The following is a 24,387-nucleotide window of genomic DNA, read 5'->3' as shown; positions in this document are numbered from 1 at the left end:
TAACAGGTGAACCCAGTCAAGAGGCTGTCTTACGTGGTGCCGTTTGGCATCATGGCTGCTGTCGGTTACTTCACCTCGGTCTCATGGTGGGCCATGGCCATGATGTGTGGCGGTGTTCTGTTTGCCTGGGATTGGCTTTGGGGCGATTTCAGACTGTTGGACATGCGTTACGGCCTTGCCATGATGACCCTCGGGCTGGTTTGTTTGGTGATGTCGTATTCTTTGGCAGCAGGCCTGGATGTGTCACTGACTGATTTTCAACGGCTGGGTGACCATCTCTCGCGCCGTGTTCGCTGGTTGTATCGGCTGCCTGCCATCGGCCTCGGTGTGATGATTTACGGGCTGCTGATATGGTCAAGAGCATGGTCCGATGGTGATAATGTTTAGCCTCATCACATGCCTTGAATGACCATGCACACCATCATCGAATACAACGACAGGGCCCACCGGCGCCAGGTGATTGCCTTGTGGGAAACCGTTTTTGGTTACGAAGACAGCCACAACAAGCCGGGTCTGGCGATTGACAAGAAGCTGGCGGCGCCAGACGGCTTGTTTTTTGTGGCGGTGGCAGATGACACCGTGGTTGGGACGGTGCTCGCCGGGTACGACGGCCACCGGGGCTGGTTGTATGCGGTGGCGGTGCACCCTGCCCACCGCCAGCAGGGGCTGGGCAAGGCGCTGGTGCGGTTTGCCGAGCAGGCGCTCACGGCACGTGGTTGTTTAAAAATCAACCTGCAGATCATTGCTGGCAATGACTCGATGGCGTCGTTTTACGAGGCGCTGGGTTATGTGGTTGAGCCGCGCGTCAGCATGGGCAAAAAGCTCAACCAGAACCTGCCACCGGTCTGATCAACACGCAAGCGCGTCGCCGACGGTCTTTGGGGCCGTTGCCATGACCGGTTGAGCGCGGCACCCCGCAGTTAGACCCACATACCCAGTTGGGAGGCTTCCCTTGGTCACATATCCGTCCTAAACTGAAAAACGATGTTCGGGATGGCTTACTTGTCTCAACCTGAGGAGGTTTTATGGCGACCATGATGAAAGCTGCGGTGTTTGTTGAAGCGGGCCGGATTGAGGTGGTGAGCAAACCCATCCCTGATGTTGGCCCCAACGACGCGCTGGTGCGGATCACCACCACCACCATTTGCGGCACCGATGTGCATATCCTGAAAGGTGAGTACCCGGTGGCCAAGGGTCTCACGGTGGGTCACGAGCCGGTCGGTGTGATCGAGAAGCTGGGCAGTGCGGTGCAGGGCTACACGGAGGGCCAGCGGGTCATTGCTGGCGCCATCTGTCCCAACTTCAACTCCTACGCGGCGCAGGACGGCGCGCCCTCGCAGGACGGCAGCTATCTGGTGGCCAGTGGCCGCTGTGGTTGCCATGGTTACAAAGCCACCGCTGGCTGGCGTTTTGGCAACCTGATTGACGGCACACAGGCCGAGTACGTGCTGGTGCCCGACGCGCAGGCTAACCTGGCGCCGATTCCCGACGGTTTGACCGATGAGCAGGTGCTGATGTGCCCGGACATCATGTCCACCGGTTTCAAAGGGGCGGAGAACGCCAACATCCGTATCGGCGACACCGTGGTGGTGTTTGCCCAGGGCCCGATTGGCCTGTGCGCCACCGCCGGTGCCCGTTTGCTGGGGGCCAGCACCATCATCGCGGTCGACGGCAACGACCACCGCCTGGGCATCGCTCAAAAAATGGGTGCGGATGTGACGCTTAATTTCAGGAACTGCGATGTGGTGGCCGAGGTTTTGAAACTCACTGGCGGGCGCGGTGTGGATGCCTCGATTGAAGCGCTGGGCACCCAGCAGACGTTCGAGTCGGCGCTGCGCGTGCTCAAACCCGGTGGTACCTTGTCGAGCCTGGGCGTGTATTCCTGTGACCTGACCATCCCGCTGTCGGCGTTTGCTGCGGGCCTGGGGGATCACAAGATCAACACCGCGCTGTGCCCAGGGGGAAAAGAGCGTATGCGCCGCTTGATGAATGTGGTGCAGTCGGGCCGCATCGACCTGGGGGCGCTGGTCACCCACCAGTACCGGTTGGACGACATCGTTGCAGCCTACGAGTTGTTTGCCAACCAGCGTGATGGTGTGCTCAAGGTCGCCATCAAACCCTGATCGGTCGCAAGGGTGTTGCTCGGCGCATGGTAACGGTGTCAGAGTGGGTTAACCTCAGGCCATGAGTACCAACGATCCCAAAAAACCTTTTCAGATGATTCGCGAGTTCACGCTGGCCGACTGGTTCACGTTGGGCAACGCAATTTGTGGCACCGGGGCCATGTTTTCGATCATGACCTACCTGCAAACCGGCCTGGTCACCCATGTCTTCTACGCCTGCTGGCTGGTGCTGGCGGCCTTCATTTTTGACGTGCTGGATGGGCGTATTGCCCGTTGGCGCCAAAAAACCTCGGTGCTCGGGCGTGAGCTCGACTCTTTGGCCGACGTGATCTCGTTTGGGGTGGCCCCCGCCTTGATTGCTTATGGTTGTGGCATGCAGGGTCTGTACGACCGCGTCATCCTGACCGCGTTTGTGGCCTGCGGTGTGTCGCGTCTGGCGCGGTACAACGTGACGGCCGAGGCCTTTTCTCAGGAAGGGCAGGGCAAGGTCAAGTATTTTGAGGGCACACCGATCCCGACGTCCTTGCTGCTGGTGGGGGTGCTGGGGCTGGCCGGTTCGCAAGGCGCCTTGCACCAGGCGCTGTGGTTTGGCAGTGTCAGCATCGCGGGCTTCACCTTGCACCCCTTGGTGTTGATGTTTGCTGTGTCGGGCTCGCTGATGGTGAGCCGCATCCGTATCCCCAAATTCTGATCCTAGCTCCCGCGCCGCTGGCTCAAGAAAAAGCGCAGCATCTCGGCGCTGGAGTCCACACCTTGCGGGTTGGTGAACGAGCCCTCAGAGCGACCGCCCGACCAGGCGTGCCCACCGCCGTGTAACTGCCAGTATTCCACCGCCGCCTGGCCAGGTTGGGCTGGCCAGATCGAGCGGGTGTAGGCCTGACCCTGGGCACTGAGCCCGTGTTCCAGCTGGGGCTGGCCTGGGACCCGACCCCGGGCACTGGCCACCAGTTGTTCACCATTGTGGGGGTGCACGGTGCTGTCGGCATCCCCATGAAAAACGATGGTGGGCAGGCTGATGGCAGGTGTGTCCGATGTGCGACCACGTTTCATGACCATCAGCGCTTGCGCCACGTTGCTTGCCGCGCCCGCTGGCAGGCCCGAATGCACACCGACAGCGGCAAAAACGTCCGGGTAGGCCACTGCCAGCAACGCCGCCATGGCGCCACCGGCCGACAGCCCGGCCACATACACACGTTGGGCATCGATGTTGTATTGCTGGGTGATGGCCTGTGTCAGGCTGGCGATCAGGGCGGGTTCACCGGCGCCGCGTTGCTGGTGCTGGTGTTGGAACCAGTTCCAGCAGGCAGACGGGTTGGCATCAGCGGCCTGCTCGGGGTACAGCACAAAAAGGCCCAGGGCCTGGGCGCACTGGTTCATGCCGGTGCCTGCGGCAAAGTCGTCCGGGTTCTGTTTGCAGCCATGCAGCATCACCACCAAGGGCAGGGTTTTGCCAAGGTGTCCGGGTGGCACATAGAGTTTGTAGCGGCGGGTCAACTGCTGGTGGCTGTGGCTGCCGCTGATGAATTCGCCCTGGTTGAGCTTGGCCGTGCCAGCGGTGTTGACCTCAATCACACCGCCATCGCGCACATCGGGTGCGGCAGCCGGGCTGGCGCTGGGTGTGAGCGCGGCCCCGGCCCCGGGCTGTCGGCCGTGTAACAGGCGCTGGATGGCCGCAGTGGCTTCTGCCAGGCGGCCGGATTGGGTCAGTTGGCTGGCTTGGCGCAGCAGGTTTTGTAAGGTGTTGTTCATGCCCTCTTTCCAAAGTGGGTTGGCACAGGGCGGTTGCTTGTAGGCCCCGGTGGGTCAGATCAGGGCCGCTCGATCAGCACAGCAGCGGCTTTGCGTTCGTGGCGCACCACATACAGACCGCTGGCGATGATGATGGCACCGCCCAGCAGGGTGTAGTGGTCGGGCAGGGTGTCCCAGATCAGCCAGTCCACACCCAGTCCCCAGGCCAAGGCGGTGTATTCAAACGGTGCCACCGCCGAGGCCTGACCATGCCGGAAGGCCTCGGTGATCGCCAACTGGCCACCAAACCCCACCACCGCCAACGCCGCCAGCAGCCAGAGGTCGTCCGTGCGGATCGTGACCCAGTTTGGCGCCGCTAAAGCACCGGCGCCCAGCGCCAATATCACCATGATCCACAACATCATGCTCTCATTGGAGTCAGTGCGGCTCGACAACCGCGCCGCCACCGCTGCCACCGCGTAACACACTGCAGCACCTAACACCGCCAGCCCGCCCCAACTCACGAGCCCATCGGCGCCCGGTCGCAGCGCCACCAGCACCCCCACCATGCCGCCCGCCACCGACCACCAGTGTGCACGCGGCACTTTTTCACGCAACACCGGAGCCGACAGCAGCGTGATCAGAATCGGGGCGATAAAAAACAAGGTGTAGGCATTGGCCAGGGGCAGCTGTTTGACGCCGAAGGTGAACAGGCTCAGCATACAAATGCCCAACACACCGCGCAGCAGGTGCAGCGGCCAGCGGATGCGCAGCAGCGTGTGCCAGCTGCCACGCCACTGGATCCAGACAAGGATCAGCGGCAGCGCCACCCAGCCGCGCAACGCGGCAACCTGCAGGGCTGGGTAATGGGTGGACAACACCTTCAAGATGGTGTCCATGAAAGCAAAAAAGCCCACAGCCACCAGCATGGCCGAAATGCTGCGAAGGTTGCCGTGGTGGGAATGGGTATGAAGGGGTGTCGAAGTAGAGCTCACCACAGGACTGTAACGCCAGATCATGACCACTTGGGGGCCGGGTCGAGCCAGGTAGCCGCTTGGGGGCAGGCGGCTAGGACAACACACGCCGCCCATGAGGTATGGTAGAGGCATGTTATCGGTCACAACCACAAAAGGAGACACGTTCGTGCCCACGCCTAAGCCTTCCATCCGTCGTTTTCTGCTCTGCAGTGTGCTGTCGATGGGGTTTGTTTCACCCTCGTCGGCTGCAGATACTGACTTCCAGACCGTCGGCATCCAGAACAACATGCCGGCTTTTTTTGAGGCCATCAAGGCCAAGCTCGACTTCAAGCTGGCCTGGACCCCGCAGGTCAAGGACCTTGCTGCATGGCGCCAGGTCGGTCGCGACAAGATGTGGGAGCTCACCCTGCAGTCGCCCGATACAACGCCGTTCAACGCTGTTGTGCTGGACGAACAGGATCGTGGCAGCTACCTGGCCCGCAAGATTGTCTTCAACATCACGGCAGAGAGCCGTGTTCAGGCCCTGCTGCTGGTGCCCAAAGGCAGCGGTCCTTTCCCCGCCGCGCTGATGCTGCATGACCACGGCTCGAAGTTTGACATCGGCAAGGAAAAACTGATCCAGACCTGGAACAACGATGCGCGCCTGGAATCCTCCAAGGCCTGGGCAAAAAAGTTTTTCAGCGAGAGATTTCCCGGCGACGAACTGTCCAAACGCGGCTATGTTGTCCTGGCTACCGATGCGTTGGGCTGGGGTGACCGCGCCGCACTGACTTTTGAGATACAGCAGGCGGTGGCAGCCAACAGCTTCAATATCGGCACCTCGCTAGCGGGAATCATGGCGCTTGAAGATACACGCGCCGCCGAGTTCCTCGCCGCACAACCGGGCGTTGACAAGAAAAAGGTCGCAGCCATTGGTTTCTCGATGGGCGCTTTCCGTGCCTGGCAAGCCGCCGCGCTGTCTGACGCCGTCACCGCCAGCATCGCCGTCAACTGGATGGCCACCACGCAGGGCTTGATGGTGCCGGGCAACAACCAGCTCAAGGGCGCGTCGGCCTGGAACATGCTGCACCCGGGCATGCATCGCCACCTCGATTTCCCCGACGTTGCCAGCCTTGCCGCCCCCAAGCCCGCGCTGTTCTTTGCGGGGGAGAAGGACGGGCTGTTCCCTGTCGACTCGGTCAACGCCTCCTTTGACAAGATGCGCAAGGTGTGGGGAGCCTGGAAAGCCGAGAGCAAATTTGACGCGCGTTTGCTGCCCGGAACACACGAATTCCTCGCCAGCACGCAGGACGCTGCCTACGACTGGCTGGACCAGCAGTTCAACGGCAAGTAGGTCACCCCGAGTGGTGTGCCCAGGCGGCTAGCCAGCCGGTGTGTGCCAGCGATAATGGCGCCATGTCTACCCCCAAAGTTCTGTTCGGCTTCCATGCCGTGGGCGTGCGCCTGAAAACCGCGCCGCAATCCATCGTCGAAATCTATTTTGAGCCGACCCGGCGTGATGCCCGCATGCGCCAGTTCATCGACCGGGTCAATGAAGCCGGTGTGCGTCTGATCGAGGCCGACGGCATGCGCCTGGCCAAGCTGGCTGGCAGCCATGGCCACCAGGGTGTGGCCGCGCGTGTGCATGAGCTGGCGCAGGTGACTTCGCTCGACGAGTTGCTGGAGCAACTGGAAGCCGCCAACCTCGACAAACCGGTGGCTGAGCGTGAACAGCCGCTGATTTTGGTGTTGGACGGTGTGACCGACCCGCACAACCTGGGCGCCTGTCTGCGTGTGGCTGACGGCGCCGGTGTGCATGCGGTGATTGCGCCCAAGGACCACGCAGCGGGCATCAACGCCACGGTGGCCAAGGTGGCAAGCGGCGCGGCTGAGACCGTGCCGTATTTCATGGTGACCAACCTGGCGCGCACCCTGAACGAACTCAAAGAACGCAACATCTGGATCATCGGCACCAGCGACGTGGCACCACGCACGCTGTACCAGACCGATTTCAAAGGCCCGGTGGCCTTGGTGCTGGGCGCCGAGGGTGACGGCATGCGGGCGCTGACCGCCAAGACCTGCGACGAGCTGGTCAGCATCCCGATGCGTGGTGCGGTCGAGAGCTTGAACGTCTCGGTGGCCAGCGGTGTCTGCCTGTACGAGGCCTTGCGCCAGCGTTCAGCCTGAGCAGAGCACTATTTTATTGATAGCTACTAGCCTTTTCTGTATAAGGGCTGGTTGCCAATTTCCCTTGTAAAACCTATTTGACCGGAATCGGCTGGTTGGCTGGCACCGGCACCGCTGTGACGCTGTTTTTGGGGCTGCCGTCAATGATCTTGTCGGAGTACACCAGATACACCAGCGTGTTGCGTTTGACATCCACCATACGCACCACGCGCACGTGTTTGAACAGGAAGGACGAGCGGGCGTTGAACACCTCGTCTTGTTTGTCGATCTTCTCTTTGAAACTGATCGGGCCAACCTGGCGGCAGGCCACGGCCGCGTCCGAGGTGTCCTCAGCCAGGCCCAGCGCACCGGCATAACCGCCGGTTTTGGCGTGGGACAGGTAACACGACACACCGTCCACCACCGGGTCGTCAAACACATCGACCACCACCTTGTCATTGGGGCTGAGCAGCTTGAAGGTGGTGCTGACATCACCAATGGTTTCGGCGCTGGTCGCCAGTGTGGTGCAGCCCAGCAGAACCGACAAGAGTAATTTTTTCATAGCAGGGTGTCCTTGTTGTAAGGGGGCTTGAGGGTGATTTGGCATCAAACCTGGGCTTGGGCCAGGCTGGCGGGTGCAAGCGCCGGGCCGACCCATTGTTCCAGCACTCGGCGCAAGTGCTCGGGCTGGATCGGTTTGCTCAGGTAATCGTCCATGCCAGCGGCCAGACAGCGTTCGCGGTCACCCTGGATCGCATTGGCGGTCATCGCGATGATGGGCAAGTGAGACAGCCCGTCGGCCTGCAAGTTGCGGATCGCTGCGGTGGCTTCAAAACCGTCCATCAACGGCATCTGGCAGTCCATCAGCACCGCGGCATAACGTGGGCCGCTGCCCGCCAATGACTCGGTCACCGCCTGCACGGCCCACTGCCCGTTGTCCACGATGTCGAGCGGGTAGCCCAGCTTGCTGAGCAGCAGCTTGGCCACACGCTGGTTGACCAGGTTGTCCTCGGCCAGCAGCAGGTGCAGCGGCGCACTTGGGGTCTCTGTGGGGGGCTGGCCCAACTCAGGGGCTGCGTCCGTGCTGGGAATGAACAGCTGCGAGTCGACAAACTGCGGCGACTCGTGTGGGTTGACCGGGTCCAGGGTCAACAGCGGCAGGCTGAACCAGAAGGTCGCGCCATGGCCGAGTTGGCTGTTGACACCAATCTCGCCGCCCATCAGTTCCACCAGGCGTTTGCAGATGGCCAGGCCCAGGCCGGTGCCGCCGTATTTGCGGGTGGTGGAGCTGTCGGCCTGGGTGAAAGATTGGAACAACCTGGCCTGGGTACTGGGGCTGATGCCGATGCCGGTGTCGGTCACCTCGATGCGCAGCTGCTGGGTGTCTTTGTCGTGGACCGGCCGGGCCGTCAGGGTCACGCTGCCAGACTCGGTGAATTTGATGCCGTTGCCCACCAGGTTGAGCACAATCTGGCGCAGCCGGGTCGGGTCGCCCAGCAGCCGGGGCGGCAGGCCGGGGTCAATCTGGCAGGACAAGCTGAGGGACTTTTCCCGCGCCTTGATGCCGAGCATCTCCACCGAACTGGTCAACACCTGGCTCAGGTCGAAGCTGGTGAGTTCGATGTCGAGTTTGCCCGCCTCGATTTTTGAGAAATCCAGGATGTCGTTGATGATGTCCATCAGCGCCTGGGCCGACTCACGCAACATGCCGGTGAAGTCGCGCTGCTCCGCATCGAGTGGGGTGTCGAGCAGGAGCTCGGTCATGCCCACAATGCCGTTCATCGGGGTGCGGATCTCGTGGCTCATGGTGGAGAGGAACTCACTCTTGAGCCGGGAGTTCTCCAGCGCCTGGTCACGCGCCTCGCGCAGTGCGGCCTCGGCCTGTTTGCGCAGCCCGATGTCGGTCAACACACCGATGAAATGGCTGACCTGCGCCCGCTCGTTGTGCACCGGTGACAGGTGCAGCTCACCCACATAACTGGTGCCGTCCTGGCGTTGGTAGTTCACCTCCTGGGTCAGGCTCAGGCCCTGGTTGATGGCTTGGCGGATGGGTTCAAGCTCGGCTTCGGTGTTGTCCGGGCTGCGCAGAAAACTCAGGCGCCTGCCGATACATTGCTGTGCTGAATACCCGGTGATGCGGCAAAAACCCGCATTCACATACAGGATCAGCGGGCCTTCGGGGTGGGGCGTGGCATCCATGATGTGGATGCCCTGGTTGGTCTCGCCAATCGCCGACTCGATCAGCTTGAGCTGGGTGCGGGTATGGACCTCGTCGGAGATGTCGCGTTTGATCGCGACAAAGTGGGTGATCTGACCGTTTTCAGTGATGGGGGTCACCGTCATCTGTTCAAGGTAAAGCGCGCCATTTTTACGGCGGTTGCTCAGCTCACCCTCCCACGGCTTGCCGCTGAGCAGGGTCTGCCACATGTGGCTGTAGAAGGCTTCGTCATGCACGCCGGAGCGCAGCATGCTGGTGGGTTGGCCGATGGCCTCAAGCGCGCTGTAGCCGGTGATCTGGGTGAAAGCCAGGTTGACGTAGTTGATCACCCCCGCGCGGTTGGCAATCACGATGGCATTGGCCGCAGCATCCAGCGCGGCTTGCTGCAGCCGCAGCTGTGAGCGTGCCGCCAGCCGCTCGGTGACGTCCTGGAACGACAGCAGTGAGCCCGCCAGCTGGCCTTTGAGTTGCAGGGGTCTGGCGCCAAAAGACACCGGGATCACATGACCGTCACGGTGCACCAGGTGGTCTTCCCCGTGCAATGTGTTGCCTTGTGTCAGCGCGGCGTACAGCGGGCACTCTGAGGCCGGGTAGGCTGAACCATCGGGCCGGGTGTGATGTAACGCAGCATGGGCATTCTGGCCCAACAGGTCGGCCGCAGGCCAGCCCAGGAGACGAACGGCGGCGGCATTGACGTAGGTGATGTTGCCGTCCAGATCGGTGGTGTACACACCGTCGGCCAGGGTGTCCAGAATGGCCGCGTTCTGTGCGCGTTGCTCGTCGGTTTCCTTGCGGGCACGGTAGGTGTCTTTCAGCGCATGGGCCAGACGGCGCATGAACAGCAGCACCAGCGCGCCGCCCAGCACCACCACCAGGGCAATCAAGCTGGTTTCCATCTGCCGCAGTTGCTGGCTTTGCCGCACCAGATCGACCTGCAGGGTGCGCAGGCGCAGGTCACCCTCTTTGAGCAGCTGGTTGGCACCGACGTTGATGCGCTCGAACTGCGGGGAAATCTGTTTGAGTTCAGCCGCCAGCACTTTTTCGGTGCCCAGAAATTCGGCGGAACGACCGGCGTTTAACGCCAGCCAGCGCATCGACAGCAGCGGCAGCAGTGCATTGGTGCGTTCGCGGATCTGGTTGATCTGCGGCCGCAAGCTGGCCAGCGCCTCGGTCATCGGCTGGCTGCCGGGCTCAGGCTGGAACGTGGTCTGGTGCGTCATTTCACCCGGCATATCGAGGGCCAAACGCTGGGTTCGGCCGCCGTTTTGCAGCACATCCAGGTTGTGCAACAGCTCGTCTAGATGCTGGTCGATGTGGTTGAGGGTGTCGGCCACACCCGCTTCATCGGGTGTGATGGCGAGCCGGTAAAACTCTTTCTCGACCTGGCTGCTGCTGCGCACAATCTCCTCACCCACCATCAGGCGGGCCCGCTCGTTGTCACCCCGCTCACGGATCTGCGTTTCCAGGTGGTCAAAATAAGCGCGCAGCCCAAACACCAGCAGCAGGCACAGCAGCGTGATGCCCACCAGCCAGCGGGTGGAGGTGTTGATCGGTGATGCTGCCCCGGCCCCAGGCGGCTGCGCCTGGGTTGCTAGATACTTTGACGAAGAGCGCGGCTGGGTCATGGCCGGATGTTAGACCAGGCCCCACCAGCCCAGCAGGGCACCTGCACCCAGCAGCCACAACAAATGCAGTTTGGTGCGCCAGACCAACAACGCACAGCTGGCGGACAGCAGCCATAGCGGCCAATGGTCTGGCGTGTTGCCCGGATTCAGGGCCAGGATCGCGCCAGTGGCCAGCAGCAGCCCCACCACCACCGGCGCCATGCCTTGTTTGAAGGCCCGTACCGCGCGCAGATCGCGGTTGTGGTGGGCCCAGCGCGAGGCCATCAGCGTGAGTGTGGTGCTGGGCAGCAGCACTCCCAGCATGGCCAGTGCCATGCCTGCCAGACCATAGGCCCAGGCCAGCTGGCTGCCCGCTGCTGCACCACTGGCGTTGAGCCCTACGTTCCAGCCCAGCAGCGCCACAAACAACACGTTCGGGCCGGGCGCGGCCTGCGCCAACGCCACCGAGGCGTTGAACTGGCTGTCGAGCAACCAATGCTGATCGTTCACCAACATGCGGTGCATGTCGGGCAGGGTGCTGACCGCACCACCAATGGCCAGCAGCGAGAGCGACAAAAAATGGGTCAGCAGCAGCAACCAGTCGGCCGCCGTCAGGGTGATGCTCATGCTGTGTCTCCCGTCTGGGCGGGCTCGGAGCCCGAGTCCGGGTCAGGTTCGGCTTGGGCGGGGCGGGGCCGGTCCAGCAGCCGGTAAGCCCACAGCGCACCCAGCCCGCCCACAATCAACAGCACCCACAACAGGCGCACATGCAGCACCGTAATTGCTACAAAAGTGAAAGCTATCATGGCCCATTGCAAAAGGGCTGGAAGCACATTTGTTTTCAACGACGGCAACAACTTCAGGCCCACGGCGGCAATCATGCCTGCAGCCACCGCACTCATGCCACGCAGCGCTCCTTGCACCTGGGGCAGGTCTGAGACACCGGCAAACAGCACCGCAACCACCAGCACCATCAGCAGCGGAAAACACAGCAGCCCGGCCAGGGCCGTCAGCCCGCCACGCCAGCCAAAATAACGGTCACCGAGCATCAGCGACAGATTGACCACATTGGCACCGGGCAACACCTGGGCCACCGCCCATTCCTCGACAAACTCCTCGCGGCTCAGCCAGCGCCGTTTGTCCACCAGTTCACGCTGCACCACCGCCAGCACACCGCCAAAACCCTGCAGCGACAGCCAGGTGAAGGCCCAGAACAGCTGGCTCAGGGACAGCGGGCGCGAGCGGCCCAGCAGGGCCAGGTCGCCGTCTTTCATGTCCGAATAGTTGGTCATGCCCCTCACGCTGTCACTCCCTCGAGCGTCTGCTTGCTCAGCTGCTTGCAGGTCCAGTCGATCACACGCGGGTGGCGGCACATTTCCAGGTGGCCGATGCCACTGAATTCGGTGACTGCCACGCCCGGCAGCACCTGCGCGGTTTGTGGAAAACAGATGTTGTCGTTGAGGTTCAAGGCAATATGCATCAGCGCGTGCTGCGCAGCACCCTCGCTGGCTTGCAAGGTCTGAATCCAGGGGCTGTGCCAGTGCATCTGCACCCCGTTGGGGGTGGCCACCGGCTGCGGGATACGGGTGCCCTGGTGTGGTGTGCCCAGTGTGAGGATACGCGCCACACGGCCCAGTTGCACCGCGTTCTGGGTGCGCAGCCAGGCCCGGATCGCCAGACCGCCCATGCTGTGGCCCACCAACGCCACCTGCGGCGCACCGGTCTCGGCCTGCAGACGCTGGACTGCAGCCTCCAGCACCACCGCGTAGTCATCGATGGAGCCAAACAGCGGCTCCAGGTCCACAGCCAGCACCGGATGCCCGGCCTGGCGCAAGGCCAGCGTCATGTCATCCCAGACGCGGTGGTTACACAGGTAACCATGCACCAGCACCACGGGCACGGCGCCAGCGCCTAGTTCGCCAGGGGGAGTGGCCAATGGCATCTGCACACCGTTGGGGCGGCGTGGCCAAGGCTGGCGCAGCATGAAGACCAGCACCGCGGAGATGTATTCGGCCCACAACACCCGCCACCACAGTGCCGCTGGCCCCCCTGTACGCGACTGGATGAGGGAGGTCAGGATTACCAAAAACTGTAGCAGCAACGGCAGGCACAGCATGGTCAAGGGCAGCCAAATCAGGGACAAGGCGCCGCCGCTTTGCTGGGTTGCCTCGATGGCCAGCCAGCTGCCCAGCACGGCACCACACAGCAGTTGAAACAGGTAAATCGCACGCAGGAGGAGAGCTAGCATGGTCAGGCAAGGGGGTGGGATGGGTCACAATTGTCTGCGATAGAACCGCCGTTCCCTGCATCGCTCCCCCTGGTCGTCCCACAAACCTCTTTCAGAACCCAGCCGAAACATGCCCCAAGTCATCAGCCTCCAGACCGGCAACGCCCGGCGCGTCTTGATCAATGGCCGTACCGTGATGACAGCGATCCACAAACAACCCGTGGCGGGCCCGCTGCCAGTGTTGCCACTGGGCTTGTCGGGCGATGAGCAGGTCGACTTGTCGGTGCACGGTGGTCTCGACAAGGCGGTGTATGCCTACCCGTCAGAGCACTACCCGCTGTGGCAGGCCGCGCGCCAGGCGGCGGGGCTCACCGGCATTGACGAGACCTTGCCCTGGGGCAGCATGGGTGAAAACCTGACGCTCTCAGGCCTGCTGGAGTCCGAGGTGTGGATTGGTGATCTGCTGTCTTTTGCCAACTGTGTGCTGCGCGTGACCAAACCACGCGAGCCCTGTTACAAGTTCAACGCGGCCATGGGTTTCAACACCGCCGCCAAAACCATGGCAAATAACGGTTTCTGCGGCTTTTATCTGGCGGTGCAAGAGCCGGGCAGCCTGCAGGCGGGTGAGTCTTTTGAAGTCATTCCCGGCCCGCGCCAGATGGGCATCCCTGAGAGTTTTCGGCTCAAGATGCGCAAACACCAGCGTGATTAAGCGGGGTCAAGCCGAAGAAGGGCGTTGACCAGTCACTTGGCCCCAGCATCCACCGGGCGCCTGCTAAACCGGCGATAAAAGTCCGCCATGTGCACCAGCCCGGCAAACGCCAGGCAAGCCAGGCTTGGGCCATGCAAGCTGTTTGGCTCTGACACCCGAAACGCCAGCATCAGCAGAAAACCCGGCGCCAAACCCAGACTGAGCTCAACCCAGTTCAAGCCGCGGCGGGTGAGTTGGTAGCGCAGTCCCAGCGCAACAAACTCCAGCACGGTGAAAAGCAAAACCGCATCCAGCACCCAGGCGGGCAGGACCAATTCACTCATGGTGTGGGCTGTTGGTTTGTTGCCAGCAGGCGGGCAATCTGCGCGTCTTTCTCAGCCCACAGCTGGTTGACCCACTGCTGAACGGTCTCGCGCAGCGCCTGCTCGTGGCTTTGCCCCGGTGTGGGCGAGTCCTCAGGCACGAGCAGGGTACGCGCCTGCACCACCACCCGGTTCACGCGCCCCATCAGGAACTGGGTGAACGTTGGGCGGCCCTGTGGGTAGACGATGGTGATGTCGAGCACCGCGCCAAATTTTTCACCCATCGCGTCCAGCGCCAGTGTGACACCCCCAGCCTTGGGTTTGAGCAGGTGTTGGTAGGGCGATTTCTGGCGCTGCTGTTTGGCCGGCGTGAAACGGGTGCCTTCCAGGAAATTCATCACGCTGGTGGGCACCAGTGCGTATTTCTCGCAGGCTTTGCGGGTGGTGGCTGCGTCTTGTCCACGCGCCTCAGGGTGTTGTTTTAAATAGGCTTCGCTGTGACGGCGCATGAACGGGAACTCCAGCGCCCACCAGGCCAGGCCCATGATGGGCACCCAGATCAGTTCCTTTTTGAGGAAAAATTTCAGCAGCGGGATGCGCCGGTTCAGCACATGCTGCAGCACCAGTATGTCGACCCAGCTCTGGTGGTTACATACCACCAGGTACCACTGGCGCGGGCTCACATCCTGGATGCCGCTGACCTGCCAGTCGAGTTTTTGCGTCAGACGCATCCAGGCGCTGTTGCCGGCAATCCAGGCCTCGGCAATACGCAGCAACAGTGGGTCAATCAGCAGACGTACCGCCTTGAAGGGCAGCAGCAGTTTGATGACGGATGCGCCCAGCAAAATGGGCACCCACAACAGGATGTTGAGCAGCATCAGGATGCTGGCCAAGGTACCAATCAGCGGTGCAGGTAAAAAGTGGAGCATGGTGCCATCCCGTGTGACTGACGCCTGCGTCGGCGTCAGGACGTCCTTGTCAGGAGATTCTCTTGCTTAACCTGCTTTGTCGGCACGCCGAGCACAAGCACGGCGCGCAACACAGCCTGGCGCTCAGTAGGCAATTCTGGGGACGTCCAGGCTGCTGGCATGGGTCATGGGGGGCAGCTTGTATTTCTCAACCAGAGCCAACAGGCGGGTTGCCTGCTCGGTGAGTGAAATCGCCGCAGCGCTGGCCTCTTCGGCCATGGCTGCGTTTTGCTGGGCCAGGTCCTCCAGCCCTTGCATGGCTTCACGGGTTTCGGTGATGGTCTGCAGCTGGGTGGCCGCATCGTGGTGGATCACGCCCATCATCTGCGACACCTGGCCGATGGATTCACTGATCTTGTGGGTGGAATCACCGGCGATGACCACCTGTTGTGAGCCTTGTTCCACTTTGGCCTGAGAGTCCTGGATCAAAGCCCGGATGTCTTTGGCGGCCACCGCACTGCGACTGGCGAGTTGGCGCACTTCGGTGGCCACCACCGCAAACCCGCGCCCTTGCTCACCCGCCCGCGCAGCTTCTACCGCCGCATTGAGCGCGAGGATGTTGGTCTGGAACGACACGCCATCGATCAGGCCGATGATCTCGGCGATTTGACGCGAGGCGGCATTGACACTGGCCATGATGGCAACAGCCCCCGAGACCACCTGTTCACCTTGCGCCGCATCGTTGCGGGCTGAGTCGGCAAGCCGGTTGGCATTGCGGGCAGATTCTGTGGTTTGTTCGACCGAGGTCACCAAGGTTCGCATGGCATGGGCGGCGCGCTGCAAATTGCTGGCGGTGTCTTCGGTGCGTGAACCCAGTTGTGTGCTGCCCTGGGAAATTTCATTGGCGCCTTGCATGATGGAGCGTGAACTTTGCACCACGTCATAGGCCAGCTCACCCTGCTTCAAACGCAAATCCTCCAGCGCCAGCAGCAACTGCCCGATTTCGTCGCGACGCCCTGAAACCACCGGCTCAGACAGGTCGTGGTCGGCCATGCGTCTGGCAGCTTGCACCGCCTGTGCTACACCTTGTGTGACATTGTGGGTGATCCACCAACCCAGGCTGGCAGCGAGCACCAGCGCAATGGCCGCACCTGTTAGCAAAATCAGATGGGTGGAGGTGCTGAGCCCTGCAGAACTCTGGGCGGTCAAGAGGCTTTGTTCTTCGTCCCAGGCGGTCAGTCGCTCGGAGCTGACTTTCCATTCTTCGAGCAGGCCTGTCCACTTGGGCAACTCCGAGATGAACATCAGACGGACATTAAAACCAACGGCATCCGGGCCACGGTCCCCCCCCTCCTGGGCGGCGAGCTTTAGCAGTTCCTGCACAGCGGCGCTGCGTTTTTCAACATCGTCAATCAAGGCAATACCTGCCGGGTCGGAGATCATGGCGCGCGCCTTGGTGGCGCTCTCGCTGAAGCTCTTGTGGATGCCGGTCAGTTGCGCGTGCCCTTTGGCATTGGCATTTTCCATCGAGGTGCCAATCATGCGCAGGGTGGTGCCGTAGTTGCTGACACTGCGCTCAATGCCTCTGACTGCCTGGCTGCGTTGTGCCCCTGTGCCCGCCGCCGCGTCCAGTGCGCTGCCCATGGTCTGGACACGCTGCATGGCAATACCTGTCAGAAACAGCAGGATCAGCAGGATCAGCCCGAAGGCCAGCATCATGCGATGAGATAAACGTAAAGAACCAAATGAGCTTGTATTTGTCGTTGACATAGAAATTTTGCCTATCCTGGACCATACAACGTGTGTTGTTGGTATGTAAATCTCATGATCCAACCTCTTCGCGGGTGTGATGATCCCTTGTGGGAAATGTAACTCAACCGTGCTATGTGTCGACCATTGTGTTGTGCCAGAGAACGCAATGTCTCGTTGCGGATCGGTGTCACACACCTATCTACCATACCAGAACTGTGCGCATCGGCGCAAGGCTTGGCCGCAGGTAAGATGGGCGGCTTTTGGGGGCTCATGGGGTGGCTGTGTTGATGACGTCAATTCTTCCGATCAGTCTGGGCGCGGCGCTGGGCGCGGTGTTGCGCTGGTTACTCAGCACCCGGCTCAACAGTCTGTGGCCGTCTTTGCCACCGGGTACCCTGGTGGCCAACTTGGTGGGGGGATACCTGATTGGGGTAGCGCTGTCCTACTTTGCGCTGCACACCGAGCTCTCACCACAATGGCGATTGCTGGTGATCACCGGCTTTCTGGGCGGGCTGACGACGTTTTCGACCTTTTCCGCCGAGGTGGTGACACAGCTGCAGCAGGGCAACCTGTTCTGGGCTTTTGCCACGATCAGCACCCATGTGCTGGGTTCACTGGCCATGACGTTCCTGGGCATGGCCACGGTGGCGGCGCTGACCTGAGGCCCGCCATCTACCGGGGAGTTTCTGATGAACGGTTACCAAGTCACTTTCTTCACCCAGCAGGACCGCCGCAACCACGGCTTGCCGCTGGCCGACTGGTTGCTCAAGGCGGCGCGTGATCTGGGCATTGCCGGTGGCACCGTGCTGGCTGCGTCGGAAGGCCTGGGCCATGACCGGCGCCTGCACTCGGCCCATTTTTTTGAACTGGCTGATCAGCCGGTCGAGGTCACCTTTGCCCTGTCCGAAGCTGAAGTCAGCGCGCTGTTTGCGTTGCTGGCGCAGGAAAACATCCGCCTGTTTTACACCAAGGTGCCGGTGGAGTACGGCGTGATCGGCGCCGCCAGCCACTGAGTTGACTGCGGGTTTGGGCCACCCGCTTGCGGTCGTCAGCCCGTTGGACCTTGGGTTTCAGGCCCTGATGGCCGTGTTGACAAGCCCAAAACCTTACACTCGTGCGCTTCCCCATCCCCTGAAGTGTGCATGAACGCCCCTGTTGACGTGTCTTTTTTCCCGCGCGCCGCCAAGCCGCTGACCAGTTACCGCAAGTTCTGGGCGGCGCGTTTTGGCACGGTACCCCATTTGCCGATGAGCCGCGCCGAGATGGACAAACTGGGCTGGGACAGCTGCGACATCGTGCTGGTGACGGGTGACGCGTATGTGGACCACCCGAGTTTTGGCATGGCGGTGATTGGTCGTATGTTGGAGGCGCAAGGTTTTCGCGTGGGCATCATCGCCCAACCCGATTGGCAAAGCGCCGAGCCATTCCGGGTCTTGGGCAAGCCCAACCTGTTCTGGGGGGTGACGGCGGGCAACATGGACAGCATGATCAACCGCTACACGGCAGATCGCAAAATCCGCACCGACGACGCCTACACCCCCGGTGATGTGGGTGGCAAGCGCCCGGACCGCGCGGCCATTGTCTATAGCCAGCGCTGCCGCGAGGCGTTCAAGGACGTGCCCATCATCTTGGGCGGCATCGAAGGCAGTCTGCGGCGCATCGCTCACTACGATTATTGGAGCGACAAGGTCAGGCGCAGCATTGTGGTGGACGCCAAATGTGATTTGCTGCTGTACGGCAACGCCGAACGCGCTTTGGTCGAGGTGGCGCACCGCCTGGCGGCGCGCGAGCCGATTGAAGCCATCACCGATGTGCGCGGCACCGCTTTTGTGCGCCGCACCGATGACGACAGCCGCCTGGGCTGGTTCGAGATCACTTCGACCAGTGTGGACGAGCCCGGTCGCATCGAGTCACATATCAACCCGTACCAGACCACCTCCGAACAAGCGGCGGGGCAGGGCAGTAGCTGTGCCAAGGAAGACGGGCAAGGTGTTACAGATTCAGTAGCTACCGGCCCTGAAGATAAAAGGGCTGCAGGCCAATTTTCCTCAAACAGTCCAGTGGCCACCGCTGCCGCTCAGCCGCTAACCTTTTACGCCAACCCGGCGCTGACCAGTGGCCGGCTCAAACTGCCGCCGCGGGAGCGCTCGGTGATCCGCCTGCCCAGTTACGAGCAGGTCAAGGCCGACCCGGTGTTGTACGCCCACGCCAACCGGGTGCTGCACCTCGAAACAAACCCCGGCAACGCGCGTGCGCTGGTGCAGGCGCACGGCGAGGGCGCCACCGCCAGAGATGTGTGGATCAACCCGCCACCGATCCCTCTCACCACGGCCGAGATGGACTATGTGTTTGACCTGCCTTACGCGCGGGCACCACACCCGAGCTACGCGGACGAGAACGGCAGCCATGACGGCGCCACCAAGATCCCGGCCTGGGAGATGATCCGCTTTTCCGTCAACATCATGCGCGGCTGTTTTGGCGGCTGCACCTTTTGCTCGATCACCGAGCACGAAGGCCGCATCATCCAAAGCCGCTCGGAAGACTCGATCATCAAAGAGATCGAAGACATCCGCGACAAGGTCAAGGGTTTTACCGGCACCATTTCCGACCTGGGCGGCCCCACGGCCAACATGTACCGCCTGGGCTGCAAAAGCCCCGAGATCGAAGCCGCCTGCCGCAAACCCAGCTGCGTCTATCCGGGTGTCTGCCAGAACCTGGGCACCGACCACCACCCGCTGGTGCAGATTTACCGCCGTGGCCGCGCCCTCAAAGGCATCAAGAAGATATTGATTGGCTCGGGTGTGCGTTACGACCTGGCTGTATTGAGCCCCGAGTACGTCAAGGAACTGGTCCAGCACCATGTCGGTGGTTACCTCAAGATCGCACCGGAACACACCGAGCAGGGCCCGCTGTCGAAGATGATGAAGCCGGGCATCGGCACCTATGACAAGTTCAAGACCTTGTTTGACAAGTTCACCGCTGAGGCGGGCAAGAAGCAGTTCCTGATCCCGTACTTCATCGCGGCCCACCCCGGCACCACCGATGAAGACATGATGAACCTGGCGATCTGGCTCAAAAAGCACGGTTTCCGCGCCGACCAAGTGCAAACCTTCTACCCCAGCCCGATGGCCACCGCCACCACGATGTACCACACCGGGCGCAACCCGCTGCGCGGTGTGCGGCGCGAGGTGCAGAGCGACGACGACACGGTTGACGTGGTACGCGGTGAAAAACGCCGGCGCCTGCATAAAGCCTTTCTGCGCTATCACGATGCGAGCAACTGGCCCTTATTGCGAGAGGCCTTGAAGGCCATGGGGCGTTCAGACCTGATTGGCAACGGCAAACACCACCTGATCCCGACCTGGCAGCCGCTGGGTGATGACGGTTACCAGAGTGCTCGCAAAAAGAACTCGACCCCGTCGGGTGCCAAACCTCAGAGCGCCGTTGCGGCCAAACCGGTCAAAGGCAGGATGCTGACCCAGCACACCGGCTTGCCGCCACGAGATACCGGCACCAGCAGCGCCAAACCGTCGCGCCGCCCGCGCTGACAGGTCGGTGGGTGGGACGATGCTGAACGCTGCGTCTTAAGCCTCACAGAGCAAGCGATAGCCCACCCCGGTTTCTGTCAGCAAGTGTTGGGGCTGGGCCGGGTCCGCTTCGAGTTTTTGCCGCAGATGGCCCATGTAAATACGCAGGTAGTGGCTTTGCTCGGCATGGGACGGGCCCCACACATCGCGCAGCAGCTGTTTGTGCGTGATCACGCGCCCGACATTGGTCATCAGCACCGTGAGCAGACGGTATTCCAGCGGTGTCAGATGCACCTCCACCCCGGCGCGGCGCACCACGCGTTCCACCCGGTTCACCTCCACTTCACCAAACACAAAGACCGGGCTGGCTGAGGCATCGGCCTCACCCTGTGTCTCGGTTGACACGGTTCTGGGCCGACGCAGGTTGGCACGCACCCGCGCCATCAGTTCCCCCAGACCAAAGGGTTTGGTCAAGTAATCGTCGGCACCGGCATCCAGCGCGGCGATCTTGTCAGCCTCGTTGCTGCGGGCCGATAACACAATGATCGGCACGTTGGTCCAGCCGCGCACATCGCGGATCAGGTCCAGGCCATCACCGTCGGGCAGGCCCAGGTCGACGATCAGCAGATCCGGCTTGCGTGTGCCGGCATCGGCCAAACCCCGCCGGGCGGTGTCGGCCTCAAACACTTGCCAGCCCTCGGCCTCCAGCGCGGCACGCACAAAACGGCGGATCTGGATTTCGTCTTCGATCAGGATGACGACGGGCTGGGTCATGGCACTTCGGGTGGTGAGTTTCTGGGCAGGCTGAAGCTGAAGATGGCACCGGCGTCAGCCGCCTGCGCCGCGCTGATCTTGCCGCGATGGGCGTCGATGATAGCTTTGCAGATCGCCAGCCCCAGGCCCACCCCGCGGGTGGACGACTCATGGTGGCCGCGTGTGAATTTGGCAAACAGTTCATCTTCCCGGCCTCTCACGTGGTGCGGCAGGCCCGGGCCAAAATCACGCACACTGACCACCAGTGTGTTGGGTGTGACGCTGGCGCTGATGTGTATGGCCGGTTTGGCAGGTGGGGAGCTCACACCGTATTTGGCGGCGTTTTCTATCAGGTTGACCAACACCCGCTCGATCAGGTGGGCATCAAAGGCCACCAGGGGCAGGTCCAACGGCAACTCGGTGCGCACCTGCAGCTCACCCAGCGCATGGCGGGCTGAGCGGATGGCGCTGCCCACAATTTCCTCCACCGACTGCCAGTCTTTGCGCAACTCGACCTGGCCACTCTCCAGGCGGGCCATCTCCAGCATGTTGGTCACCAGGGAACTCAGTTCACGGGCTTCTTCACCGATGCTCCTGGCGGAACTGCGTTGCTCGGGTGTCAAGGGGGTGGAGGAGGCCAACACCTCGGCTTGCCCGACCAGCGCGGTCAAGGGTGTGCGGATGTCGTGCGACATCGCGGCCAGCAAGGTGTTGCGCAGCCGCTCCGACTCCATCTGCACCACCGCCGCCTGCGCTACCTCTACATAATGCACCCGCTCCAGCGCGATGGCGATCTGGCGGGCCATGGTTTCCAACTGCTGGATCTGTTCGGGAATCAGCAGCCAGCGCGGTTTGGGCACCCGCACAGCCAGCACACCACGGACACGCATCGGCGCCTGCAAGGGCACAAAATGCCAGGGACTGCCAGGCAAGGTGGTGGTGGCGGCACCAGCGCGTTGCCCATGGCGAAAGGCCCAGTCCGCCACGCTGGTGTCCAGCGTCTCGGGCAAATCGGCTGCCATATCCAGCTGGTCGTTGGCATCTGGCAGCAGCACCCGCACCTCACCACCAAAAACACGGCGCACCAGACTCTCGGCACTCTCCACCACCTGGGAGGTGAGCAAAGCGCCAGACAAATCACGCGTTAACTCAAACAGCGCTTGGGCACGTTGTTCACGGCTGGCCGCCACCTGCGCGGCAAAACGCAGGTTGGCGGTCAAACGGCCAATCAGCAGGCCCACCACCAGCATCACAAGGAAGGTCATCAGGTACTGGATGTCGGTCACCGCAAACGAGAAGCGCGGCTGCACAAAAAAGAAATCAAACACCGCCACCGACAACACCGCCGCCAGCATCGACGGCCCCCGGCCCAGCTTGACCGCCACCAGCACCACACACAACAGGAACAACATGACGATGTTGGCCAGGTCAAACAAACGCGCCAAGGGCAAGGCCAGCAAGGTGGTGAGCAGACACATGCCCGCCGCCCAGGCATAAGGTGGCGCACTCTGTGCCCAGCTGTTGTCGGGTGTGTCGTCCTGCACGGGGCGTGGCAAGGCCGGTGGCAATTTGCGCACACTCTCTGCGGCCCCGACCTCGATCAGATCGATGCCCGGGGTCAGGTTGGCCAACTGACGCGCCAATGTTGGGCGCCATGTCCTGCGCAGTTGCTGCCAGAGCGAGCTGCTGGGCCGACCCAGCACCAGGGTGGCGCAGTTCAAACCCTGCGCATGGGCGATCAAGGCCTGGGCCTTGTCCTCCCCGGTCAAGACAGCGGTGCTGGCACCGAGTTCCTCGGCCAGTTTGAGCACGGTCAACACCCGATCACGCTCGGGCGCAGGGCGCCGTTGCAAGGCCGGGGTTTCCACATAGGCAGCAAACCAACGCACATTGAGCTGGCCCGCCAAACGTGCAGCGCTGCGCACCGCGTGTTCGGCACCCGCTTGTGGCCCAACACACACCAGCATCGCACCTGAAGTGTTCCAGGCCGGTGTGCCGCTGGTCTGGTTGCTGAGGGTTTTCTGGGTGTGGCGTGTGCGGTAGGTGCGTACATCGTCACCCACGTGTTCGGCGGTGCGGCGCAGGGCGATTTCGCGCAAGGCGATCAAATTGCCTTTGCGAAAGAAGTTTTGGCTGGCCCGCTGCGCTTGCTGGGGAATGTAGACCTTGCCAGCCTTCAATCTGGCCAGCAATTCCTCGGCGGTGACATCCACCAGCACCAGTTCATCGGCGTCATCCAGCACGGTGTCGGGCACCGTCTCGTTGACCCGCACGCCGGTGATGGCCCCCACGGTGCCGTTCAGGCTCTCCAGATGTTGCACATTGAGTGCACTCCAGACGTTGATACCGGCATCCAGCAGCTCCTGCACATCCTGCCAGCGTTTCGGGTGCCGCGAGCCGGGGGCATTGCTGTGCGCCAGCTCGTCCACCAGCAAGATGTCAGGCTTGGCGGCCAGAGCAGCATCCAGGTCCAGTTCCAGCAGCACTTGACCCCGGTAGGGCAGCTTGCGCAAGGGCAACAGCTTCAGATCGGTCAACAAGGCCATGGTTTCCTGACGGCCATGGGTTTCCACCACACCCACCAAGACCTTGTGCCCGGCCTGCTGCGCCTGACGCGCCGCACCGAGCAAAGCGTAGGTCTTGCCCACCCCGGCGCTGGCGCCAAAGTAGATGCGCAATGTGCCGCGCTTGACCGTCTGCTCCTCCTCGCGCAGCTGCGCCAACAGCGCGTCGGGGTCGGGTCTGGCGTCAGTTGAGAGGGGCATGTCCAGAGTGTGCATCAAGCGCGATATTCAGTTGCAGGACGTTGACCACCGGTTCACCCAGCACGCCCAACACCGGGCGCTGGGTGGCCTGGTCGATCAGGCCCCGCACCACTTGGGTGGACAGTTGGCGCGCCTTGGCCACACGACCCAGCTGGTACTGTGCGGCGGCTTGACTGATGTGCGGGTCCAACCCGCTGGCAGAAGCCGTGACCAGGTCCACCGGAACCGCTGCTGTGCTGCTGGGGTCAGCCGCACGCAGCGCCGCCACCCGGGTGGTGACAGCGTCCACCAGGGCCGGGTTCATTGGCCCCAGGTTGGAGCCACCCGATGCTGCGGCGTTGTTGGCCATGGGGCTGGTGGCAGACGGGCGACCCCAGAAATAAGCCGGGTTGGTGAAGTGCTGCCCGATCAGCGTTGAACCCACGACCTGGCCGTCACGCAGGATGAGGCTGCCGTGGGCCTGGGTCGGGAACAGGCCTTGGGCCACCCCAGTGACCAGAAGCGGGTAGGCGATACCGGTCAAAAGAGACAGCGCAAAAAGTAGCACCAGTGCGGGTCTGAGTATGTTTTTCATGAAATTTCCTGTGAAATTAGTCTTGGTAGGGTCTGGACTTAACTTGTTAACAAATTGACCTCTAGACCTTAT

The 24,387-nt window shown here is 62.1% G+C and carries 23 protein-coding genes; 10 read left to right on the top strand and 13 right to left on the bottom strand.

Annotated features, from left to right (window positions below; translation table 11 throughout):
- The first annotated feature begins 51 nt into the window (after window positions 1-51).
- The 4 genes from FDG13_RS17005 to pssA all read left to right on the top strand — a co-directional run bounded on the left by FDG13_RS17005 (window position 52) and on the right by pssA (window position 2,814).
- Window positions 52-387 carry a hypothetical protein gene (locus FDG13_RS17005; RefSeq protein WP_180130924.1) on the top strand — a complete coding sequence of 112 codons (336 nt, stop codon included), beginning with the start codon at window positions 52-54 and terminating at the stop codon, window positions 385-387.
- 24 nt (window positions 388-411) lie between these two features.
- Entirely contained in the window at window positions 412-849 is a 438-nt protein-coding gene (locus FDG13_RS17000) for a GNAT family acetyltransferase (RefSeq protein ID WP_180132550.1), read from the top strand.
- A gap of 176 nt (window positions 850-1,025) precedes the next feature.
- Window positions 1,026-2,123: an NAD(P)-dependent alcohol dehydrogenase gene (locus FDG13_RS16995; protein WP_180130921.1), complete on the top strand. Its 1,098-nt coding sequence runs from the start codon at window positions 1,026-1,028 to the stop codon at window positions 2,121-2,123.
- A 61-nt stretch (window positions 2,124-2,184) separates the two neighbouring features.
- Window positions 2,185-2,814 (top strand): CDP-diacylglycerol--serine O-phosphatidyltransferase, encoded by a 630-nt coding sequence (gene pssA, locus FDG13_RS16990; protein ID WP_180130918.1) that lies wholly within the window; start codon window positions 2,185-2,187, stop codon window positions 2,812-2,814.
- Window positions 2,815-2,816: 2 nt separating this feature from the next.
- Here the strand turns inward: pssA and FDG13_RS16985 are convergent, their stop codons facing one another.
- Window positions 2,817-3,872 carry a PHB depolymerase family esterase gene (locus FDG13_RS16985; RefSeq protein WP_180130914.1) on the bottom strand — a complete coding sequence of 352 codons (1,056 nt, stop codon included), beginning with the start codon at window positions 3,870-3,872 and terminating at the stop codon, window positions 2,817-2,819.
- 59 nt (window positions 3,873-3,931) lie between these two features.
- The gene (locus FDG13_RS16980) at window positions 3,932-4,780 is read right to left on the bottom strand and encodes a DMT family transporter (protein ID WP_180132549.1); all 849 of its coding nucleotides are present in this window, start codon (window positions 4,778-4,780) and stop codon (window positions 3,932-3,934) included.
- Between the two features lie 214 nt (window positions 4,781-4,994).
- Between FDG13_RS16980 and FDG13_RS16975 the strand changes: the two genes are divergently transcribed.
- Both FDG13_RS16975 and rlmB read left to right on the top strand, forming a co-directional pair.
- Window positions 4,995-6,161 carry an alpha/beta fold hydrolase gene (locus FDG13_RS16975; RefSeq protein ID WP_218942775.1) on the top strand — a complete coding sequence of 389 codons (1,167 nt, stop codon included), beginning with the start codon at window positions 4,995-4,997 and terminating at the stop codon, window positions 6,159-6,161.
- Between the two features lie 62 nt (window positions 6,162-6,223).
- Window positions 6,224-6,994, top strand: a complete 771-nt coding sequence (gene rlmB, locus FDG13_RS16970; RefSeq protein ID WP_180130911.1) for a 23S rRNA (guanosine(2251)-2'-O)-methyltransferase RlmB — start codon at window positions 6,224-6,226, stop codon at window positions 6,992-6,994.
- Between the two features lie 73 nt (window positions 6,995-7,067).
- Here the strand turns inward: rlmB and FDG13_RS16965 are convergent, their stop codons facing one another.
- From FDG13_RS16965 to FDG13_RS16945, 5 genes are read right to left on the bottom strand one after another with little or no spacing between them, the layout of a single operon-like run.
- On the bottom strand, window positions 7,068-7,535 hold the full coding sequence (locus FDG13_RS16965) for a CreA family protein (protein WP_180130908.1): 468 nt from the start codon (window positions 7,533-7,535) through the stop codon (window positions 7,068-7,070).
- Window positions 7,536-7,579: 44 nt separating this feature from the next.
- Window positions 7,580-10,816: a PAS domain-containing hybrid sensor histidine kinase/response regulator gene (locus FDG13_RS16960; RefSeq protein ID WP_180130905.1), complete on the bottom strand. Its 3,237-nt coding sequence runs from the start codon at window positions 10,814-10,816 to the stop codon at window positions 7,580-7,582.
- 9 nt (window positions 10,817-10,825) lie between these two features.
- Window positions 10,826-11,422 carry a chromate transporter gene (locus tag FDG13_RS16955; RefSeq protein ID WP_180130902.1) on the bottom strand — a complete coding sequence of 199 codons (597 nt, stop codon included), beginning with the start codon at window positions 11,420-11,422 and terminating at the stop codon, window positions 10,826-10,828.
- Entirely contained in the window at window positions 11,419-12,087 is a 669-nt protein-coding gene (locus FDG13_RS16950) for a chromate transporter (RefSeq protein ID WP_255435301.1), read from the bottom strand. The genes FDG13_RS16955 and FDG13_RS16950 overlap by 4 nt, the downstream gene beginning before the upstream one ends.
- Window positions 12,088-12,092: 5 nt before the next feature.
- Window positions 12,093-13,043 carry a triacylglycerol lipase gene (locus FDG13_RS16945; RefSeq protein ID WP_180130899.1) on the bottom strand — a complete coding sequence of 317 codons (951 nt, stop codon included), beginning with the start codon at window positions 13,041-13,043 and terminating at the stop codon, window positions 12,093-12,095.
- A 109-nt stretch (window positions 13,044-13,152) separates the two neighbouring features.
- Between FDG13_RS16945 and FDG13_RS16940 the strand changes: the two genes are divergently transcribed.
- The gene (locus FDG13_RS16940; RefSeq protein ID WP_180130896.1) at window positions 13,153-13,734 is read left to right on the top strand and encodes an MOSC domain-containing protein; all 582 of its coding nucleotides are present in this window, start codon (window positions 13,153-13,155) and stop codon (window positions 13,732-13,734) included.
- Window positions 13,735-13,766: 32 nt separating this feature from the next.
- Here the strand turns inward: FDG13_RS16940 and FDG13_RS16935 are convergent, their stop codons facing one another.
- The 3 genes from FDG13_RS16935 to FDG13_RS16925 form a co-directional block, all read right to left on the bottom strand.
- Window positions 13,767-14,057 (bottom strand): hypothetical protein, encoded by a 291-nt coding sequence (locus FDG13_RS16935; RefSeq protein ID WP_180130893.1) that lies wholly within the window; start codon window positions 14,055-14,057, stop codon window positions 13,767-13,769.
- Window positions 14,054-14,965, bottom strand: a complete 912-nt coding sequence (locus tag FDG13_RS16930) for an acyltransferase (RefSeq protein ID WP_180130890.1) — start codon at window positions 14,963-14,965, stop codon at window positions 14,054-14,056. The genes FDG13_RS16935 and FDG13_RS16930 overlap by 4 nt, the downstream gene beginning before the upstream one ends.
- A gap of 123 nt (window positions 14,966-15,088) precedes the next feature.
- Window positions 15,089-16,663, bottom strand: a complete 1,575-nt coding sequence (locus FDG13_RS16925; protein ID WP_180130886.1) for a methyl-accepting chemotaxis protein — start codon at window positions 16,661-16,663, stop codon at window positions 15,089-15,091.
- Between the two features lie 317 nt (window positions 16,664-16,980).
- Between FDG13_RS16925 and crcB the strand changes: the two genes are divergently transcribed.
- From crcB to FDG13_RS16910, 3 genes are all read left to right on the top strand, one after another.
- Complete coding sequence (gene crcB, locus FDG13_RS16920; protein WP_180132546.1) at window positions 16,981-17,358, top strand: fluoride efflux transporter CrcB; 378 nt, start codon at window positions 16,981-16,983, stop codon at window positions 17,356-17,358.
- Between the two features lie 27 nt (window positions 17,359-17,385).
- The gene (locus tag FDG13_RS16915) at window positions 17,386-17,709 is read left to right on the top strand and encodes a DUF190 domain-containing protein (RefSeq protein ID WP_180130882.1); all 324 of its coding nucleotides are present in this window, start codon (window positions 17,386-17,388) and stop codon (window positions 17,707-17,709) included.
- A gap of 129 nt (window positions 17,710-17,838) precedes the next feature.
- Window positions 17,839-20,244: a YgiQ family radical SAM protein gene (locus FDG13_RS16910; RefSeq protein ID WP_180130879.1), complete on the top strand. Its 2,406-nt coding sequence runs from the start codon at window positions 17,839-17,841 to the stop codon at window positions 20,242-20,244.
- Window positions 20,245-20,280: 36 nt separating this feature from the next.
- Here FDG13_RS16910 and kdpE read toward each other — a convergent pair whose 3' ends face one another.
- The 3 genes from kdpE to kdpC are packed head-to-tail and all read right to left on the bottom strand — an operon-like array spanning window position 20,281 to window position 24,315.
- The gene (gene kdpE, locus FDG13_RS16905; RefSeq protein WP_180130876.1) at window positions 20,281-20,997 is read right to left on the bottom strand and encodes a two-component system response regulator KdpE; all 717 of its coding nucleotides are present in this window, start codon (window positions 20,995-20,997) and stop codon (window positions 20,281-20,283) included.
- Window positions 20,994-23,741: a DUF4118 domain-containing protein gene (locus FDG13_RS16900; protein WP_180130873.1), complete on the bottom strand. Its 2,748-nt coding sequence runs from the start codon at window positions 23,739-23,741 to the stop codon at window positions 20,994-20,996. Before FDG13_RS16900 ends, kdpE begins: the two co-directional genes overlap by 4 nt.
- Window positions 23,725-24,315 carry a potassium-transporting ATPase subunit KdpC gene (gene kdpC / locus FDG13_RS16895; protein ID WP_180130870.1) on the bottom strand — a complete coding sequence of 197 codons (591 nt, stop codon included), beginning with the start codon at window positions 24,313-24,315 and terminating at the stop codon, window positions 23,725-23,727. The genes FDG13_RS16900 and kdpC overlap by 17 nt, the downstream gene beginning before the upstream one ends.
- Window positions 24,316-24,387: the final 72 nt, after the last annotated feature.

This window comes from Rhodoferax sp. BLA1 (assembly GCF_013416775.1).
Classification (GTDB): Bacteria; Pseudomonadota; Gammaproteobacteria; order Burkholderiales; family Burkholderiaceae_C; genus Rhodoferax.
This window is presented reverse-complemented; position numbering and strand designations above follow the sequence as displayed.

Excerpts from the sequence above, each read along its gene's own strand:
- FDG13_RS16900 (WP_180130873.1), bottom strand. The coding sequence starts at position 23,741 with ATGCCCCTCTCAACTGACGCCAGACCCGACCCCGACGCGCTGTTGGCG.
- FDG13_RS16950 (WP_255435301.1), bottom strand. The coding sequence starts at position 12,087 with ATGACCAACTATTCGGACATGAAAGACGGCGACCTGGCCCTGCTGGGC.
- FDG13_RS17005 (WP_180130924.1), top strand. The coding sequence starts at position 52 with ATGGCTGCTGTCGGTTACTTCACCTCGGTCTCATGGTGGGCCATGGCC.
- FDG13_RS17000 (WP_180132550.1), top strand. The coding sequence starts at position 412 with ATGCACACCATCATCGAATACAACGACAGGGCCCACCGGCGCCAGGTG.
- FDG13_RS16955 (WP_180130902.1), bottom strand. The coding sequence starts at position 11,422 with ATGAGCATCACCCTGACGGCGGCCGACTGGTTGCTGCTGCTGACCCAT.
- FDG13_RS16915 (WP_180130882.1), top strand. The coding sequence starts at position 17,386 with ATGAACGGTTACCAAGTCACTTTCTTCACCCAGCAGGACCGCCGCAAC.
- FDG13_RS16910 (WP_180130879.1), top strand. The coding sequence starts at position 17,839 with ATGAACGCCCCTGTTGACGTGTCTTTTTTCCCGCGCGCCGCCAAGCCG.
- FDG13_RS16995 (WP_180130921.1), top strand. The coding sequence starts at position 1,026 with ATGGCGACCATGATGAAAGCTGCGGTGTTTGTTGAAGCGGGCCGGATT.
- kdpE (WP_180130876.1), bottom strand. The coding sequence starts at position 20,997 with ATGACCCAGCCCGTCGTCATCCTGATCGAAGACGAAATCCAGATCCGC.
- FDG13_RS16940 (WP_180130896.1), top strand. The coding sequence starts at position 13,153 with ATGCCCCAAGTCATCAGCCTCCAGACCGGCAACGCCCGGCGCGTCTTG.
- FDG13_RS16980 (WP_180132549.1), bottom strand. The coding sequence starts at position 4,780 with ATGCTGGTGGCTGTGGGCTTTTTTGCTTTCATGGACACCATCTTGAAG.
- FDG13_RS16930 (WP_180130890.1), bottom strand. The coding sequence starts at position 14,965 with ATGCTCCACTTTTTACCTGCACCGCTGATTGGTACCTTGGCCAGCATC.
- FDG13_RS16935 (WP_180130893.1), bottom strand. The coding sequence starts at position 14,057 with ATGAGTGAATTGGTCCTGCCCGCCTGGGTGCTGGATGCGGTTTTGCTT.
- FDG13_RS16945 (WP_180130899.1), bottom strand. The coding sequence starts at position 13,043 with ATGCTAGCTCTCCTCCTGCGTGCGATTTACCTGTTTCAACTGCTGTGT.
- FDG13_RS16965 (WP_180130908.1), bottom strand. The coding sequence starts at position 7,535 with ATGAAAAAATTACTCTTGTCGGTTCTGCTGGGCTGCACCACACTGGCG.
- rlmB (WP_180130911.1), top strand. The coding sequence starts at position 6,224 with ATGTCTACCCCCAAAGTTCTGTTCGGCTTCCATGCCGTGGGCGTGCGC.
- FDG13_RS16960 (WP_180130905.1), bottom strand. The coding sequence starts at position 10,816 with ATGACCCAGCCGCGCTCTTCGTCAAAGTATCTAGCAACCCAGGCGCAG.
- FDG13_RS16985 (WP_180130914.1), bottom strand. The coding sequence starts at position 3,872 with ATGAACAACACCTTACAAAACCTGCTGCGCCAAGCCAGCCAACTGACC.
- FDG13_RS16925 (WP_180130886.1), bottom strand. The coding sequence starts at position 16,663 with ATGATGCTGGCCTTCGGGCTGATCCTGCTGATCCTGCTGTTTCTGACA.
- kdpC (WP_180130870.1), bottom strand. The coding sequence starts at position 24,315 with ATGAAAAACATACTCAGACCCGCACTGGTGCTACTTTTTGCGCTGTCT.
- pssA (WP_180130918.1), top strand. The coding sequence starts at position 2,185 with ATGAGTACCAACGATCCCAAAAAACCTTTTCAGATGATTCGCGAGTTC.